Source organism: Leisingera sp. ANG-M6 (assembly GCF_000813905.1).
GTDB lineage: Bacteria > Pseudomonadota > Alphaproteobacteria > Rhodobacterales > Rhodobacteraceae > Leisingera.
This window is the reverse complement of record NZ_JWLG01000007.1, coordinates 1-14680: the sequence shown is the minus strand read 5'-3', so window position 1 is coordinate 14680 and position 14680 is coordinate 1. Positions and strand designations below refer to the sequence as shown.

The window sequence follows — 14680 nt, the reverse complement described above, 5'->3', positions numbered from 1 at the left end:
GTCGCGGACTTACGAGAAACCTGTCAGGCCATTTGCTGCCGGTCGAGCAAGGCCAGCGGGCGCAGGAGGCGGCCCAGCGGCGGCCAGAGACCCCAGGTGCCGCCCAGACGGTGCAGATGAGCGCCGGTGCCGAGTTTGAAGCGGGCAAGGCCTGGGGCGTCCTCGGTATTGATGAGGCCGAGGTCGAGCCGGCAGATGCCCTTGGCGGCGAGCCAATTGGCGGCCTCCCACAATAGGAGGGGATGGGCGCTGAGCTGTTTGCCGCGCGCGGTGGTGTGGGCGATGTGGTAGGTGGCGGTGCTGCCGTGGGTCAGGATCAGGATGGCGGCAACCGCTTCCTTGCCCTCAAACGCCTGGAAGAGTTTTGCCTGGCCCTTGTTTTCGCGGGTATAGGCGAGGGTGAGGCCAATGGGCCAGCTGCGGTAGCCGCGCTGTGTTTGCTGTGCCGCGTCGGCCTGGAACAGCCAGTGGCGCACGTCATGCGGCAGGTTCTGGCGGGTGAGGCGGAGGTTTTGCGCTTCTCCGTGCTTCAGCCGGTTGCGCCATTTCTGATGCAGGGCGGCGCGGCGCTGCTCTGCATCGCCTGTCAGGTCCCAGAGCGCGGCATGGGCTGGCGTGGCCAGCGGCACGGCGCCGAGGCGGGCAAGATGCGGCGCCGGGGATTCGGGCGACAGGATCAGCGGGGTGCGGGCGAAGCCGCCTGTGCGCAGGGCGGCCATCAGCGGTGCGGGATCAGTCAGGTCCGCCCGGTTTACCATCGCCAGCCGCAGCCCGCCGTGGAAGCGGCGGCGCAGTACCAGCGTGCCATTCAGCATCCGGGGCTCCTGTCCGCAGGCCATCAGCGCGCGGGCAAACTCCGGCGATTGCTGCAGGGCGCGGGGCCGGGGGCGGGTGGTTGCTGCTGCGGGCAGATCGGGATCGGGGGCGCTGTCGAACATGGGGTTATTAACGCACTGGAAACCTAAATCATGGTTAATTTCAGGCATGAAGAAAGCAAAACAGATCATGGGGCAGGCGGCAGCCGCCCCGCGGATGACCAAGGCGGCGGCGCTGCTGATTGCCATCGGCCTGTCAGTGCCGGTGTTTTTAGTGCTGACGCTGGTGGAAGCGCTGTTTTTCTGAGGCAGGATGATTTGCTGAGAGGCGTTTAAGGTCAGGTCTGCCCTTAAGCGCCTTTTTTTGAGTGTATCCTGGCCTTCCCCGCCTCAAGGGTAAACCGTGCTGCGCACGGCCGCATGCGCGGTCCTTGACCCGGGGCTGGCCTGAAGGGCCGTTGCATGAAACCGCTGGCGCGCCGCGCAGCGGCGCCCCGCCCAACCGTGAGGACCCGTCTTTGACGGGGCTGGAACGGGCGGGAGCATCTGCAGGCAAGAAAAAAGGGAGCGCGGAGGCCCCCTTTTTCCGTGTCATGTTAGAAGGTTCAGCCGTCCAGCTTCACCAGCGCGTGGCGTTTCTTGCCGGCGCTCAGCTTGATCGGCGAGGACAGCGCGCCTGCGTCGATCATAAGGCCCGCATCGGTCAGCGGCTGGTCGTCGATCCGGGCGCCATTCTCGGAGATCAGCCGCTTGGCGTCCTTGCCGGATTTGGCGAGGCCGGATTTTACGATCAGTTGCACGATCGAGATGCCGTCGCCCAGGTCCGCAGGCGTGAGCGAGAGTGTGGGCAGGTCGTCGCCCACGCCGCCCTTTTCGAATACCTCGCGGGCGGTGGCTTCTGCCGCCGCAGCAGCCTCGGCGCCGTGCAGCAGGGTGGTCACCTCGTTGGCGAGGATCACTTTGCCCTCGTTGATCTCGGAGCCTTGCAGGGCGCCGATGCGTTCGCACTCCTCCACCGGCAGTTCGGTGTAGAGCTTCAGGAACCGGCCCACGTCGGCGTCGGTGGTGTTGCGCCAGAACTGCCAGAACTCATAAGGGCTGCGCATGTCGGCGTTGAGCCAGATCGCGCCTTCGGCGGTCTTGCCCATCTTCTTACCGTCGGAGGTGGTCAGCAGCGGCGAGGTGAGGCCATAGACCTCATGTTCGATGGTGCGGCGCGTCAGGTCGATGCCGTTGACGATATTGCCCCACTGGTCCGAGCCGCCCATCTGCAGGATGCAGCCGTAGCGGTTGTTCAGCTCCATGAAGTCATAGGCCTGCAGGATCATGTAGTTGAATTCGAGGAAGCTGAGCGACTGCTCGCGGTCGAGGCGGGATTTGACGCTCTCGAACGACAGCATCCGGTTTACCGAGAAATGGCGGCCGATGTCGCGCAGGAATTCCAGGTAGTTCAGCCCGTCCAGCCATTCGGCGTTGTTCAGCATCAGCGCCTTGTTCGGGGCGTCGGTTTCATAGTCGATGTAGGCGGAAAACACCTTCTTGATGCCAGCGATATTGCCGTCGATCTGTGCTTCGGTCAGCAGCGGGCGCTCGTCGGCGCGGAAGGAGGGGTCGCCCACCTTGGTGGTGCCGCCGCCCATCAGGGTGATCGGCTGGTGGCCGGTCTTCTGGAACCAGCGCAGCATCATGATCTGAATGAGCGAGCCGACGTGCAGCGATTTCGCTGTCGCGTCAAAGCCGATATAGGCCGGGCGCACACCTTGCAGCAGGGCGTCGTCCAGGCCCTGATAATCGGTGCAGTCCGCGAGGAACCCGCGTTCCATCATGACTGCGACGAAATCCGATTTCGGTGTGTAGGTCATAACATGCCTCGGTCTATGGTTTTGCACCATGCCCTATAAATCGCATTGGCGCCGGTTGGAACCTGTTTTCCCGGCAAATTATGCGCTGTAGTATCCCCTGCAACGGGCGGTACGGCCCGGATCCAGAAGGATGGGGGCAGGCCATGAGCAGGGCCATTGCAAAAACGGGTGCGGTCAGGGCGCTGGGCGCGATGAGCGGCACCTCGCTGGACGGGGTGGATGCGGCGGTGGTGGTGACCGACGGCGCGCGCATTCACGGATTTGGCGAGAGCAGCTACCGCGAGTATTCGGCAGAAGAACGCAGCGTGTTGCGTGCGGGCCTCGGCAAGTGGGCGGGGCCGGAGGTTGAGGCCGCGGCAGAGGTTTGCGATGCGGCCCATGCGGCGGCGCTGGCGGAGTTCGGTGATGTGGAAATCATCGGCTTTCACGGCCAGACCCTGGCCCATGCGCCGCGGTTGCAGGGCACATTGCAGGTGGGCGACGGAGCAGCCTTGGCCGAAACGCTGGGCAAGCCTGTGGTCTGGGACTTCCGCACTGACGATGTGGCGATGGGCGGCGAGGGCGCGCCGCTGGCGCCGTTCTTCCATTTTGCCTGCGCCAAGTATATCGGCGCTGAGCAGCCCTTGTGCTTCCTGAATCTGGGCGGGGTTGGCAACCTCACCTATGTGGATCCGCGGTTTGACAGGCCCGAGCAGCCGGGTGCGCTCTTGGCCTTTGACACCGGCCCGGCCAATGCGCCGGTCAATGATCTGGTACAGGAGCGGTTGGGTATTCCCTGGGACGCCGATGGCAAAGTGGCGCGGTCCGGCACCGTGGAAACAGGTGCGCTGGAGCTGTTTCTGGCCGAGCCCTATTTCGCAAGAATGCCGCCCAAGTCGCTGGACCGGAACGATTTTGCCGAGATGGTCGGACTGGTCAATGAACTGAGCGATGCGGATGCGGCTGCCACCCTGATTGCCATGTGCGCGGCTGCCGTGGCGCAGGGCATGGAACATTGCCCTGAGCCGCCGGAGGTGGTGCTTGTCACCGGCGGCGGGCGGCACAACCCGGTGCTGATGGAGATGCTGCGGGTGTCGCTCGATTGTCCGGTAAAGCCGGTGGAGGACGCAGGGCTGGACGGTGACATGCTGGAGGCGCAGGCCTTTGCCCATCTGGCGGTGCGGGTGGCGCGGGGAATGCCGACATCGGCGCCTGGCACCACTGGAGTCAGCGCCTGTGTCGGCGGTGGCGTGGTCAGTGTGCCGGGGGCGTAAGGTTGTGACCGGGCGGACAAGAAACTTCGAAGTTTCTTGGCAAATTTCTTTGAAGAAATTTGTGCGGCCTCTGGCGGCGGATCAGCGGGAGAGCTGGCGGAGGTAGTCCACCGTGAACTCGCTGTACCCGTCTGACGTCGACTTCAAATGCGCGCGGGTGATGGCGTGAAAGGCGGGCAGCTGGTGAAAGGGCACATTCGGGAAAGAGTGGTGCTCTGCGTGATAAGGCATGTTCCAGGCCACAAACCGCACCAGCCGGTTGGTGAAGGTGGTGCGGGAGTTTTCCAGCATGTTGGCCACCGGCGGGCAGAGCCCGTGTTCGGCCAGAAGGTAGGCGCGTAAGGCAGGCTGGCCGATCAGCAGCGGCACAATCCACAGCCACAGAACCATCGGCGAGACCAGCAGGCTCAGCAGCGCGGCGGAGTAGATCGCCAGCAGCAGGCGCGCCTCCAGCCGCATGGCCGCGTGGCGGCGTTCCGGCAGGTAGGGCGCGGTGATGGTGCCAAAAGCGTTGCGCCAGAGAGTTGCCGCCATGCCGCGCCAATAGCCCCAGCCGCTCAGGTATTTCAGCCATTGAGCGAAGGTCTCCGGCCGCCCTCCGTGTTCCAGCTCCGGGTCGCGCTGAGGATCGTTGGTGTATTTGTGATGCGCCAGGTGGAAGTAGCGGAACCAGACAAAGGGCAGGGCGATGGCGACGGCGCAGAAATGACCTGCGGCCTCATTCATCCAGCCGCTTCGGAATGGGGTTTTATGGGTGCACTCATGAGACAGGGTGAACAAGAAGACCAGAAGCACCCCCTGCGGCAGCATCAGAAGCGGCCAGAGGGGCACATGCAGCGCAATGCCGGTTGAGCAGGCGCCGAGCGCCGCCAGATACAGCGCCAGATGCCGCAGCCCCGCCGCGTCAGACCGGGCTGTCAGGGTAGCCTTGGTCTGTGGCGGCAGCGATTTGATGAGACGCGTGTGATCCGGTTCTGCAGACATATGGACAGTCTTGTCCAGGCCGGCGATTCGCTGCAAGGGGCGGATCAGCCGCGCGGGATGTCAAAACCGGGGGCGGCCAGTTCGAAGCCTTCAAACTCGAATCCCGGCGAAACGGTGCAGCTGGCCAGTGTGAACGCGCCGGTGGTGCGGGCGGCCTGCCAGTGGCCCGTGGGCACGATCAGCTGCGGTGCGCCTTTGGTCAGGTCCGGGGTCAGCAGGTGGTCCTGCACCGGGCCTTCATCTGTCGCAGCCATTGACAGCACCAGCGGCGCGCCGGCGTGGTACAGCCAGATTTCGGTGGCGTCGACGCGGTGCCAGTGGCTGCTCTCGCCAGCCTTCAAAAGAAAGTAAATACAGGTGCCTGTGGGGCGGCCTTCATTTTCCGCACGCCAGGTTTCCTTGTACCAGCCGCCCTCCGGGTGCTGCTGCAGGCCCAGGTGCTCGATGATCCGGTCTGCGTCCACTGCTGCTCTCCCCGCTTTGGTGCTGGTAAATCTCTATTCCAGTCATATGTTTGGGCCATGACACTCATGATCCCCTTTGACAACACCTATGCTGCCCTGCCGGGGCAGTTCTACTCCAAACTGCCGCCGCAGGCAGTGAAGGCGCCCAGGCTGGTTGCGTTTAACGAGGATCTGGCGCGGATCATGGCGATCACGCCCGGTGAGGCGGTGGAGATGGCAGAGGTGTTCAGCGGCAATCAGGTGCCGGAGGGGGCCGATCCGCTGGCGCAGCTATATTCCGGGCATCAGTTCGGCACCTACAATCCGCAGCTGGGCGACGGGCGCGCGATCCTGCTGGGGGAGACGGTAGGGACGGACGGCCAGCGCCGGGACATTCAGCTGAAGGGGGCGGGGCGAACGCCGTACTCCCGCAACGGGGACGGGCGCGCTTGGCTGGGGCCGGTGCTGCGCGAATATGTGGTGAGCGAGGCGATGCATGCGCTTGGCATCCCGACCACGCGGGCGCTGGCGGCCGTGGAGACCGGCGAGACCGTATGGCGCGAGGGCGGCCTGCCCGGCGCTGTGCTGACCCGGGTGGCGGCAAGCCATCTGCGGGTGGGAACGTTTCAGGTATTTGCGGCACGCGGCGACAAGGCGAGCCTCAGGCAGCTGACAGACTATGCCATTGCCCGCCATTACCTGGAGGCTGATGGCCCGATGGGGCTGCTCAGCGCAGTGCGTGATGCGCAGGCCGAGCTGATTGCTGCATGGATGTCCGTGGGCTTTATCCACGGGGTGATGAACACCGATAATTTCTCGATCTCCGGCGAGACCATCGACTACGGGCCTTGCGCCTTCATGGATGTATACCACCCGCATACGGTGTTTTCTTCGATCGACCGGGGGCGGCGCTATGCCTATGCCAACCAGCCCACGATTGCGGTCTGGAATCTGGCGCAGCTGGCAACCGCGCTGATCCAGCAGATGGACGACCCGCAGGCAGGTGTCGAGCAAGCAACGGAAATCGTGCATGCGATGCCCGCACTGACAGAGGCGGCCTGGCTGCGGCGGTTCCGGGCCAAGCTGGGGATCACCACGGAGCGGGACGGGGACCTGGAACTGGTCACCTCTCTGCTGGGTCGGATGGCGGAGAACCAGAGTGATTTCACCAATACCTTCCGCGCTCTGGCGGATGGCAAGGCGCGGGATCAGTTCACCGATCCGGCAGCTTTTGATGCCTGGGCGGAGGACTGGCAGGCGCGGCTGGAAGACGAACCGGACCCGCAGGCGGTCATGCGTGCGGCGAACCCTGCCTTCATTCCGCGCAACCATAGGATCGAGGAGATGATTGCCGGTGCGGTGGCAGGCGACTATGCGCTGTTCCACCGGCTGAACACAGTGCTGGCCAACCCTTACGAGGACCAGCCGGAGCATAGTGATCTGCAGCGTCCGCCGCTGCCCGAAGAAGTGGTGCAGGCAACCTTCTGCGGCACCTGATCTGCTCCTTTCTGATTGAAAATACCCGCGGGGGTGAAGTGAGCTGCAGGCTCAAGAGGGGGAGGCAGCCCCCCTTTTTAACCTTCTGCGGCGTGATGCCGGTTGTGCTTGGATGGCGTCCTGCCCCACACTCCGATTGAGACCCGGGACAAGCAGATGCCACAAAGACCCCCGCCGGACACGCTGCGGATTGCCACCTACAACATCCAGAAATGCGTCGGCCTGGACCTGCGCCGGCGGCCGGAGCGTATTCTGCAGGTGCTGGCCGGGTTGAAGGCGGATGTGGCGGTGCTGCAGGAGGCGGATAAGCGATTGCCGCCGCGCCCGGCGGCGCTGCCGCATTTCCTGGTCGAGGAGACCGGCTGGAGGGCCGCGGATCTCGGCGGTGCGGGGTCCTTGGGCTGGCATGGCAATGCGGTGCTGTACCGGAATGGGGTGCAGCTGCGGGCAAAGGGGCATATCGCGCTGCCCGGGCTTGAGCCGCGCGGGGCGGTCTGGGCGGAGCTGGACACGGCGCTGGGCCCGGTGCGGGTGATCGGCGCGCATCTGGGGCTGACAGGCAGGGCCCGGCGCGAGCAGATGCATGCGCTGGCGCGGGCCGCGAAACGCGATGACGCCGCGGTGGTTCTGGCAGGGGATTTCAACGAATGGTCGCGCGGGGCGGTGCTGGAGCATATCGCCCCGGCGCTGAATTTTCTGCCGCCGAAACCGAGTTTTCCAGCGCTCAGGCCGCTGGGCGCGCTGGATAGGATCGCCCATTGCAAGCGGCTGACGGCGGTGGCGCATGGGGTGCATGGCAAAAGGCCCGCGCATATCGCCTCTGACCATCTGCCGGTCTGGGCGGATCTGCGGGCGGTCTAGCGAAGCGAGGGAGCTCCCGCGCCTTTCCAGGGAAATTGCCTGGGCAATTTACCGTCAGGCTTGGGCCGGGCGCTGCTGCGCAGCGCGGAGTATTTTCTGCTGAGAGGCGCTTAAGGGCAGGTGTGCCCTTAAGCGCCATTTCAAGTGTGTGTTCCGCCAGCGCCGCGTCAAGGGCAAGCCGCGCGTGCCGCGCGGTCCCTGCGGGACCCTTGACCCGGCGCTGGCGGGGAAGGCTTAGCGCGCGCGCTGTTTCTGGCCGCGGCGCTGGGCGTTGCCGGGCTTGCTGCCCTGGGGTTTGCCCTGGCTGTTGCCGCCGCCGCTGCCGCCACGGCGGCGCTGGCCGCCGGGTTTGCCGCCGCCGCGGCGCCCGTTGGGACGGCCGCCGGGCTTGCCCGCGGGGGCTGCCGGATCGGGCATCGCTTCCCAGGCGCGGCCGGAGGCGGTGGGGATGGTGATTTTCATCACTTTCTGGATCGCCTTCAGCTCTTCCATCTCATCCGGGGCGCACAGCGCAATTGCCTGGCCGTCCTTGCCCGCACGCGCGGTGCGGCCGATGCGGTGCACATAAGCGTCGGGCACGTTGGGCAGTTCATAGTTGTAGACGTATTTCACATCCGGAATGTCGAGGCCGCGGGCCGCCACATCGGTAGCAACCAGCACCTTGATCTCGCCCGCCTTGAAGGCCGCCAGGGCGCGTTCGCGCTGGCCTTGGGATTTGTTGCCATGGATGGACGCCGCGGCAAAACCTGCCTTGTCCAGCGTCTTCATCAGCTTCTCCATGCCCCATTTGGTGCGGCCGAAGACCAGGGTGCGCTCATCCTTGTGTTCGTTCAGCAGTTCCTTCAGCAGGTCAAGCTTGGCGGCCTTGGCGATGAAATGCACCGACTGGGTGATCTTGTCGGCGGCCTTGCCCGGAGGTGAAACCTCGATTCGGACGGGGCTTTGCAGGTAGGAGTTGGCGATCTCGTTCATCTGCTTGGGCATGGTGGCCGAGAACAGCATGGTCTGGCGTTCCGCGGGGATCAGAGCAGCGATCTTGCGCAGGGTGTGGATGAAGCCCAGATCCAGCATCTGGTCGGCTTCGTCGAGCACCAGGAAGTCGCAGGAAGCCAGGTCCAGCGCGCCGCGGTCGAGGATGTCGATCAGGCGGCCCGGAGTGGCAACCAGGATGTCGGTGCCCTTGGCGATGCGGGCGATCTGCGGATTGATGGAGACGCCGCCGACCACCAGGCCGACTTTCATCGGGGTGCCTTCAGTGAGGCCCTTCAGCGTGTCGGCGATCTGGTTGGCCAGTTCGCGGGTCGGTGCCAGAACCAGGCCGCGCACGGTCATCGCGGCGGGCTTGCGGCCGTATTGCATCATTTGCGCGATCAGCGGCACGCCGAAAGCAGCGGTTTTGCCGGTGCCGGTCTGCGCGAGGCCCAGCACGTCCTTGCCATTGAGGGCATGGGGAATGGCGCGGGCCTGGATCGGGGTGGGGTCGTTCAGACCCATGTCCTTGAGGCGCGCGAGGAGCTTTTCAGGCAGCCCCATGGTCGAAAATTCAGTCACGTATCGTCCTTTCACGGCCCTGCAGTCTGCACGGGCCGGAGTCCGCTGCATGGCAGCGGTGTCTTGCGGGGCAGGGACCTCGGGCGCGCGCTGGCCGGATGCCAGGCCGCTGGCCTCTGCAATCCCCACGCGTGATTTTGGGAATGGCGGCATATCACTAGACCCCGGAACTGTGGTTTGTGCGCAGGTTGCGCGTCCGGTCAATGGCCTCTGCTCACGCGGCAGGGAGGGATGCCTGGGTGCCAAATGGCTGTGGATAAGCTGTTTGTCAACCATTGATACGGTTGAAAAGCCTGTTTTCGCCGCAGAACGCATCCGCTAAAGAGGAAGACCAGAAAACCGCGAGGAAGATATGCAAAAGACGATTATCGCCCGATGCGAAGCCAAGGGGCTCCGCATGACCGGCCAGCGCCGGGTGATTGCCCAGGTGCTGCAGGACAGCGATGATCACCCGGATGTCGAGGAGCTGTACGCCCGCGCCAGCGCAAAAGACGCCGGGATTTCGATTGCCACGGTTTACCGCACGGTCAAGCTGTTCGAGGAGGCGGGCATTCTGGAGCGGCTGGAGTTCGGCGACGGGCGCGCGCGCTACGAGGACGCCGAGCGCGAGCATCATGACCATCTGATCGACATGAACACCGGCGAGGTGATCGAGTTCTGCGATCCGGAGATTGAGGAGCTGCAGGAGCGGATCGCCCGCAAGCTGGGCTATGAGCTGCGCGGGCACCGGCTTGAGCTCTACGGAGTGCCGCGCAAGGCGGAGTAGGCTAGCGGGGGTGTTTTCCAGCCCAAAGCCCGGTTGTGCGGGTAGCTGGTGTTCGGCTTATCACAAATATTGATGTGTGTGCTCACGTCTTGTCATGGGCCGGGGTCGGAAACGGAGTTGTCCGGCACCTTGTGCTGATGTCATTTGCCCGGATGGTCCGGCGTGCTGCCGGTCCGCATTACGGGACGCGCGAAAATGAACAACCTGCACGGCATTCTTCTGGTCATCGCCTCTATGGCGTTCTTCACGCTTGAAGACATGTTCATCAAACAGCTGTCAGGCACTTTGCCGGTTGGGCAGATCCTGATCTGCCTTGGTATTGGCAGCGGGCTGGTCTTTGCGGTGATGGCAAAGATGCAGGGCCACAAACTGTTTGCGCCGCGGTCCTGGCGTCTGCGCCCCGTGCTGCGCGCGGGGACAGAGGCGGTGTCGGCGATGGGCTTTGCTTCGGCGCTGGCGCTGGTTGATATCTCGGTTGTGGCCGCCGTTTTCCAGGCGACGCCGCTGGTGATCACAATGGGCGCTGCGCTGTTTCTGGGTGAACAGGTCGGCTGGCGGCGCTGGCTGGCGATCTGCGTTGGCTTTGCCGGGGTGCTGCTGATCATCCGGCCGGGTCTGGACAGTTTTGAGCCTGCGGCGCTCTTGGTGGTGATAGCGGTGCTGGGCGTCGCCACGCGGGATCTGATGACCCGGGTGATGGACAGCGCCGTTCCCTCTACCGTCGTCAGTTTCCAGGCGTTTTTGGCAGTCATTCCTGCGGGCCTGCTGCTGTTGGCCTTCACCCCCGGTGAGGCGCAGGTGATGGAGCAGAATGAATACCTGATGATGGCAGGCGGCGTTCTGTTCGGGGTCTTGGGCTATTACGGCATTGTCACGGCGATGCGGGTGGGGGATGCCTCGGCGGTGACACCGTTCCGCTATACCCGGCTGCTGTTCTCGATCCTGGCGGGCGTTCTGGTTTTTGGCGAGCGGCCCGATGCGCTGACCATGACCGGGGCGGCGCTGATCATCGGGTCGGGGCTTTACACCTTTGTGCGCGAGCAACGGCTGGCACGGCGGGCCCGCCGTGCGGCGGCGGCTGCGGCCTGACGTCCCGGCTGGCGAAATTCCTCTGCCCTGTTGGCGCAAACAGCGCCTTGTTAGCCCTAACCTGCCGCTTTTATGCGTGTTAGCGATAACGATCCCGGTTTACTTTCCTGCAGCGGCTGGTATGACGCTGGCAGCAAAACGCGCCGCTTTCAGGCCAAACCAAGGATGGACAGATGAGCACCATTATCGACATTCACGCCCGTGAGATCCTCGACAGCCGGGGCAACCCGACGGTTGAGGTCGACGTGATCCTGGAAGACGGCACCATGGGCCGTGCAGCTGTGCCCTCGGGTGCCTCGACCGGTGCCTATGAGGCGGTGGAGAAGCGCGACGGCGACAAGTCCCGTTACATGGGCAAAGGCGTGCTGGAAGCGGTGGCCGCGGTGAACGGCGAGATCGCCGAGGAGCTGGTCGGCTTTGATGCTACCGAGCAAGTTGCGGTCGATCAGGCGATGATCGAACTGGACGGCACCGAGAACAAGGGCCGCCTGGGCGCCAACGCCATTCTGGGCGTGTCGATGGCGGTGGCCAAGGCCGCGGCCGATTTCACCACCCAGCCGCTCTACCGCTATATCGGCGGCACCTCGGCCCGGGTTCTGCCGGTGCCGATGATGAACATCATCAACGGCGGCGAGCATGCCGACAACCCGATCGATATTCAGGAATTCATGATCATGCCGGTGGCCGCGGAAAACATCCGCGACGCGGTGCGCATGGGCTCTGAAGTGTTCCACACCCTGAAGAAAGAGCTGTCGGCGGCGGGGCTGTCGACCGGGATCGGCGACGAGGGCGGCTTTGCCCCCAACATCGGCTCCTCCCGTGAGGCGCTGGATTTCATCCTGAAGTCGATCGAAAAGGCTGGCTACAAGCCCGGTGAAGAGATCTACCTGGCGCTCGATTGCGCGGCGACCGAGTACTACAAGGACGGAAAATATGTCCTGGCGGGTGAAGGCAAATCCCTGACATCCGAGGAAAACGCCGACTATCTGGCGGCGCTGGTCAATGACTATCCGATCATCTCCATCGAAGACGGCATGTCCGAGGATGACTGGGACGGCTGGAAGCTGCTGACCGACAAGATCGGCAGCTCTGTGCAGCTGGTGGGGGACGATCTGTTTGTGACCAACCCGGCGCGCCTGGCCGAGGGCATCGAGCGCGGTGTCGCCAACTCGATGCTGGTGAAGGTGAACCAGATCGGCTCCCTGACCGAGACCCTGAAGGCGGTCGATATGGCGCATCGTGCCCGTTACACCAACGTGATGTCGCACCGCTCTGGCGAGACCGAGGACGCCACCATTGCCGATCTGGCTGTGGCCACCAACTGCGGCCAGATCAAGACCGGTTCGCTGGCGCGCTCTGACCGGCTTGCCAAGTACAACCAGCTGATCCGCATCGAGGAAGCGCTGGGTGAAGTGGCTGAATACGCAGGCCGCTCGATCCTGAAGTAAGATTGCGAAGCCCCGCCTCTCCGGCGGGGCTTCTCATTTTGAACCACACATAGATGTTCCGATTTGATACCGTATTTCTCTATCTGTTGAGCTGGCCGGTTCTGCGGGACAGTTTTGACCGTTTGCTTTTCCTGTTTCAGCCTCATGACGGGTTGCCTCTTGTGGACCAGCGCTATGCTGATCACCCACTGGCGTCAGCTGTCCACCTAATTCCTGGTATCGTGTTCTTTCTGATTGGCCCCCTTCAGTTTTCCCCCGTGGTCCGAAGGCGTTTTCCCAAGGCTCACCGGGCGCTGGGCCAAGTGTTCATTCTAAGCGGGGTGATTTCAAGCCTTGGCGTAATGCATATGGTGATGGTCTTCCCGGCGCTTGGCGGGGTTCTGACACAGGCAGTTACTTTCGCAATTTGCATCAGCTTGATGACGGCTATGGCTTTCGCATACCGTTTTGCTCGCCTGCGGAAATTCGGAATGCACATGCGTTTGATGCGGCTGGCTTTTGCCCTTGGACTGACGGTCTCCACTGCGCGGGTTTACATTGAACTGGCCAATCAGCTGCTTTCTGTCCCCTTTGAACAGAGTTTTACCGCAGCATCGGCGGTGGGTTTGGTGACAAATCTGGCTGTTCTTCTTGTCCTGGAGGCGCGTGCGGGCGTTTTCCATAAGGCGTTGAGGTTTTGATGATTTGCCTCTGACCCATACTCAGTCTCTCCTTAAGTAAGAGGTAGTTTGCTGGCTATTCGGCTGGGCGAGGCGGCAAGTTTCCGCGAGTTTTCGTTTCTCTGAGAAACCCTATGCGGGTATTGCCGAATGATGGTAAATCTGGTGCAGGCAAAACTGAGCTGAAAAGATGAAAGCGGCAATTATCCTGACAGGTTTGCCCGGCAGCGGGAAATCCGCACTTGGGCATGTCTTGGCGCGGCAACTGAGCTGGCCCTGTCTGGACAGGGATGACTTCCTGGAAGCCTTGTCTGTGCGCGCGGCTGATGCCACGCCGGAGCAGCGCAGGCGGCTGGAGCAGGAATCCGACCGCCTGTTTCAAACCGCCGCTGAAGCGCTCAGCCACTGTGTTCTGGTGGCTCAGTGGCAGCCGCGCGTAGGGGCGGCTGGTTTCGGAACGCCAGCTGGCTGGTTGCAGCAGTATGAGACCTTGGTGGAGGTGCATTGCGCCTGCAGTGCCGAAGTTGCTGCGGAAAGGTTCGGCTCAGCCAAAAGGCGTCTTGAAGACCTGAGCAGCCGGGATGATGTTCTGAAGTGGCTTCAAGTACTCGAAGCCGGCTACCCTCTGCAGGCGGGGCGGCTGATTTCTGTGCCGTGCGGCCTGGAATTCGACGCTGAGCAGCAGGGCCGCGCCTTGGCCGCAGAGCTGGCAGAGACGTAAGAAATCCCCATTTCGGCATATGTGGCCCGGATCACAGACGCTCACGCTGGCGTCATGTAGCTTGTTCTTACGCGGCGCAAAGCAGCCGCGGGAAAGGGGAGCAAGCCATGACAATTCGGGCTTTGCGCACAGTGGCAATCTGTGCAGTTCTTTCGACCCTTCTGGGATGCAGCGGACCGGGAACCTACCCATTCAGCGGCCAGGCCGCGTCACCGGACGATCCGGTCCAGCGGCTGAATCTTGGCGGTGAAATACGCTGATGCCAGGGATGCGGCCTGACCGCAGGCTGCATCGGGAGATCTGGCGCCCTGGCCGGGGGGAGGGCGCCAGATCGTGAATTCTTAGCACGGGGCGGTGTAATAGGTGCCGTCGCCGCGGGAATATGCGCACTGCCGGGTCTGGTTGTTCTGCGCAACCAGCGTGCCTGCGGCGGCGCCGCCGAGCGCTGCGATCAGGCGCCAGTCGTCGTCTGCCTTGAGCGCGTCAGCTGCGATCAGGCCGGCTGCGGCACCGCCTGCCACACCGGCAACGGTGCGCTGTTCCGGGGTCAGATTGGTACAGGCCCCGAGGCCCAGTACAGCGGAACTTGCAAGTGCAGGGATCCAGCGGAAAGTCATTTGATATCTCCATTTTCAGGTCCAGGGTGGCCGTGTTTCAGGCCGCAGACGGGACTATAACGCCGGCCTCAGGAGGATGGTTCCGCATAAATGCGCGCTTTGGGGACAGCAGCG

Annotated in this window: 15 protein-coding genes; 9 read left to right on the top strand and 6 right to left on the bottom strand. The window is 63.5% G+C overall.

All coding sequences use genetic code 11. The annotated features are described in order from the left end of the window. Positions 1 to 23: 23 nt before the first annotated feature. Complete coding sequence (locus tag RA24_RS04410) at positions 24 to 938, bottom strand: GNAT family N-acetyltransferase (protein WP_052269530.1); 915 nt, start codon at positions 936 to 938, stop codon at positions 24 to 26. A 46-nt stretch (positions 939 to 984) separates the two neighbouring features. Between RA24_RS04410 and RA24_RS22445 the strand changes: the two genes are divergently transcribed. After that, a complete protein-coding gene (locus tag RA24_RS22445) occupies positions 985 to 1122 on the top strand; it encodes a hypothetical protein (RefSeq protein ID WP_193747109.1) in 138 nt (45 codons plus the stop codon). A gap of 298 nt (positions 1123 to 1420) precedes the next feature. Here RA24_RS22445 and tyrS read toward each other — a convergent pair whose 3' ends face one another. Then, entirely contained in the window at positions 1421 to 2677 is a 1257-nt protein-coding gene (gene tyrS / locus RA24_RS04405) for a tyrosine--tRNA ligase (protein ID WP_039190140.1), read from the bottom strand. A 143-nt stretch (positions 2678 to 2820) separates the two neighbouring features. Between tyrS and RA24_RS04400 the strand changes: the two genes are divergently transcribed. Beyond that, on the top strand, positions 2821 to 3930 hold the full coding sequence (locus RA24_RS04400) for an anhydro-N-acetylmuramic acid kinase (RefSeq protein WP_039190137.1): 1110 nt from the start codon (positions 2821 to 2823) through the stop codon (positions 3928 to 3930). An 81-nt stretch (positions 3931 to 4011) separates the two neighbouring features. On the opposite strand, the gene RA24_RS04395 is transcribed toward RA24_RS04400, so the two are convergent. Together RA24_RS04395 and RA24_RS04390 are read right to left on the bottom strand one after the other, a co-directional pair. After that, complete coding sequence (locus RA24_RS04395; protein WP_039190135.1) at positions 4012 to 4914, bottom strand: fatty acid desaturase; 903 nt, start codon at positions 4912 to 4914, stop codon at positions 4012 to 4014. A gap of 44 nt (positions 4915 to 4958) precedes the next feature. After that, positions 4959 to 5378, bottom strand: coding sequence for a cupin domain-containing protein (locus tag RA24_RS04390; RefSeq protein ID WP_039190132.1), 420 nt, complete (start codon positions 5376 to 5378; stop codon positions 4959 to 4961). 57 nt (positions 5379 to 5435) lie between these two features. Here RA24_RS04390 and RA24_RS04385 point away from each other — a divergent pair, with 57 nt between their 5' ends. Then, positions 5436 to 6854 carry a protein adenylyltransferase SelO gene (locus RA24_RS04385; RefSeq protein WP_039190130.1) on the top strand — a complete coding sequence of 473 codons (1419 nt, stop codon included), beginning with the start codon at positions 5436 to 5438 and terminating at the stop codon, positions 6852 to 6854. Positions 6855 to 7010: 156 nt separating this feature from the next. Beyond that, complete coding sequence (locus RA24_RS04380; RefSeq protein ID WP_019298558.1) at positions 7011 to 7715, top strand: endonuclease/exonuclease/phosphatase family protein; 705 nt, start codon at positions 7011 to 7013, stop codon at positions 7713 to 7715. Between the two features lie 234 nt (positions 7716 to 7949). On the opposite strand, the gene RA24_RS04375 is transcribed toward RA24_RS04380, so the two are convergent. Next, positions 7950 to 9266, bottom strand: coding sequence for a DEAD/DEAH box helicase (locus RA24_RS04375; protein WP_029205083.1), 1317 nt, complete (start codon positions 9264 to 9266; stop codon positions 7950 to 7952). 352 nt (positions 9267 to 9618) lie between these two features. Here RA24_RS04375 and RA24_RS04370 point away from each other — a divergent pair, with 352 nt between their 5' ends. The 5 genes from RA24_RS04370 to RA24_RS04350 all read left to right on the top strand — a co-directional run bounded on the left by RA24_RS04370 (position 9619) and on the right by RA24_RS04350 (position 13949). Next, entirely contained in the window at positions 9619 to 10032 is a 414-nt protein-coding gene (locus RA24_RS04370) for a Fur family transcriptional regulator (protein ID WP_019298556.1), read from the top strand. A gap of 195 nt (positions 10033 to 10227) precedes the next feature. Further along, positions 10228 to 11121, top strand: coding sequence for a DMT family transporter (locus RA24_RS04365; protein ID WP_019298555.1), 894 nt, complete (start codon positions 10228 to 10230; stop codon positions 11119 to 11121). Between the two features lie 173 nt (positions 11122 to 11294). After that, positions 11295 to 12569 carry a phosphopyruvate hydratase gene (gene eno / locus RA24_RS04360; protein WP_039190128.1) on the top strand — a complete coding sequence of 425 codons (1275 nt, stop codon included), beginning with the start codon at positions 11295 to 11297 and terminating at the stop codon, positions 12567 to 12569. 53 nt (positions 12570 to 12622) lie between these two features. Beyond that, entirely contained in the window at positions 12623 to 13249 is a 627-nt protein-coding gene (locus RA24_RS04355; RefSeq protein WP_039190126.1) for a DUF2306 domain-containing protein, read from the top strand. 169 nt (positions 13250 to 13418) lie between these two features. After that, positions 13419 to 13949, top strand: coding sequence for an AAA family ATPase (locus tag RA24_RS04350; RefSeq protein ID WP_039190123.1), 531 nt, complete (start codon positions 13419 to 13421; stop codon positions 13947 to 13949). Positions 13950 to 14290: 341 nt separating this feature from the next. Here RA24_RS04350 and RA24_RS04345 read toward each other — a convergent pair whose 3' ends face one another. Continuing rightward, complete coding sequence (locus RA24_RS04345) at positions 14291 to 14566, bottom strand: glycine zipper 2TM domain-containing protein (protein WP_019298551.1); 276 nt, start codon at positions 14564 to 14566, stop codon at positions 14291 to 14293. Positions 14567 to 14680 lie beyond the last annotated feature (114 nt).

Excerpts from the sequence above, each read along its gene's own strand:
- RA24_RS04400 (WP_039190137.1), top strand. The coding sequence starts at position 2,821 with ATGAGCAGGGCCATTGCAAAAACGGGTGCGGTCAGGGCGCTGGGCGCG.
- tyrS (WP_039190140.1), bottom strand. The coding sequence starts at position 2,677 with ATGACCTACACACCGAAATCGGATTTCGTCGCAGTCATGATGGAACGC.
- eno (WP_039190128.1), top strand. The coding sequence starts at position 11,295 with ATGAGCACCATTATCGACATTCACGCCCGTGAGATCCTCGACAGCCGG.
- RA24_RS22445 (WP_193747109.1), top strand. The coding sequence starts at position 985 with ATGAAGAAAGCAAAACAGATCATGGGGCAGGCGGCAGCCGCCCCGCGG.
- RA24_RS04345 (WP_019298551.1), bottom strand. The coding sequence starts at position 14,566 with ATGACTTTCCGCTGGATCCCTGCACTTGCAAGTTCCGCTGTACTGGGC.
- RA24_RS04410 (WP_052269530.1), bottom strand. The coding sequence starts at position 938 with ATGTTCGACAGCGCCCCCGATCCCGATCTGCCCGCAGCAGCAACCACC.
- RA24_RS04395 (WP_039190135.1), bottom strand. The coding sequence starts at position 4,914 with ATGTCTGCAGAACCGGATCACACGCGTCTCATCAAATCGCTGCCGCCA.
- RA24_RS04350 (WP_039190123.1), top strand. The coding sequence starts at position 13,419 with ATGAAAGCGGCAATTATCCTGACAGGTTTGCCCGGCAGCGGGAAATCC.
- RA24_RS04385 (WP_039190130.1), top strand. The coding sequence starts at position 5,436 with ATGACACTCATGATCCCCTTTGACAACACCTATGCTGCCCTGCCGGGG.
- RA24_RS04370 (WP_019298556.1), top strand. The coding sequence starts at position 9,619 with ATGCAAAAGACGATTATCGCCCGATGCGAAGCCAAGGGGCTCCGCATG.
- RA24_RS04380 (WP_019298558.1), top strand. The coding sequence starts at position 7,011 with ATGCCACAAAGACCCCCGCCGGACACGCTGCGGATTGCCACCTACAAC.
- RA24_RS04365 (WP_019298555.1), top strand. The coding sequence starts at position 10,228 with ATGAACAACCTGCACGGCATTCTTCTGGTCATCGCCTCTATGGCGTTC.
- RA24_RS04355 (WP_039190126.1), top strand. The coding sequence starts at position 12,623 with ATGTTCCGATTTGATACCGTATTTCTCTATCTGTTGAGCTGGCCGGTT.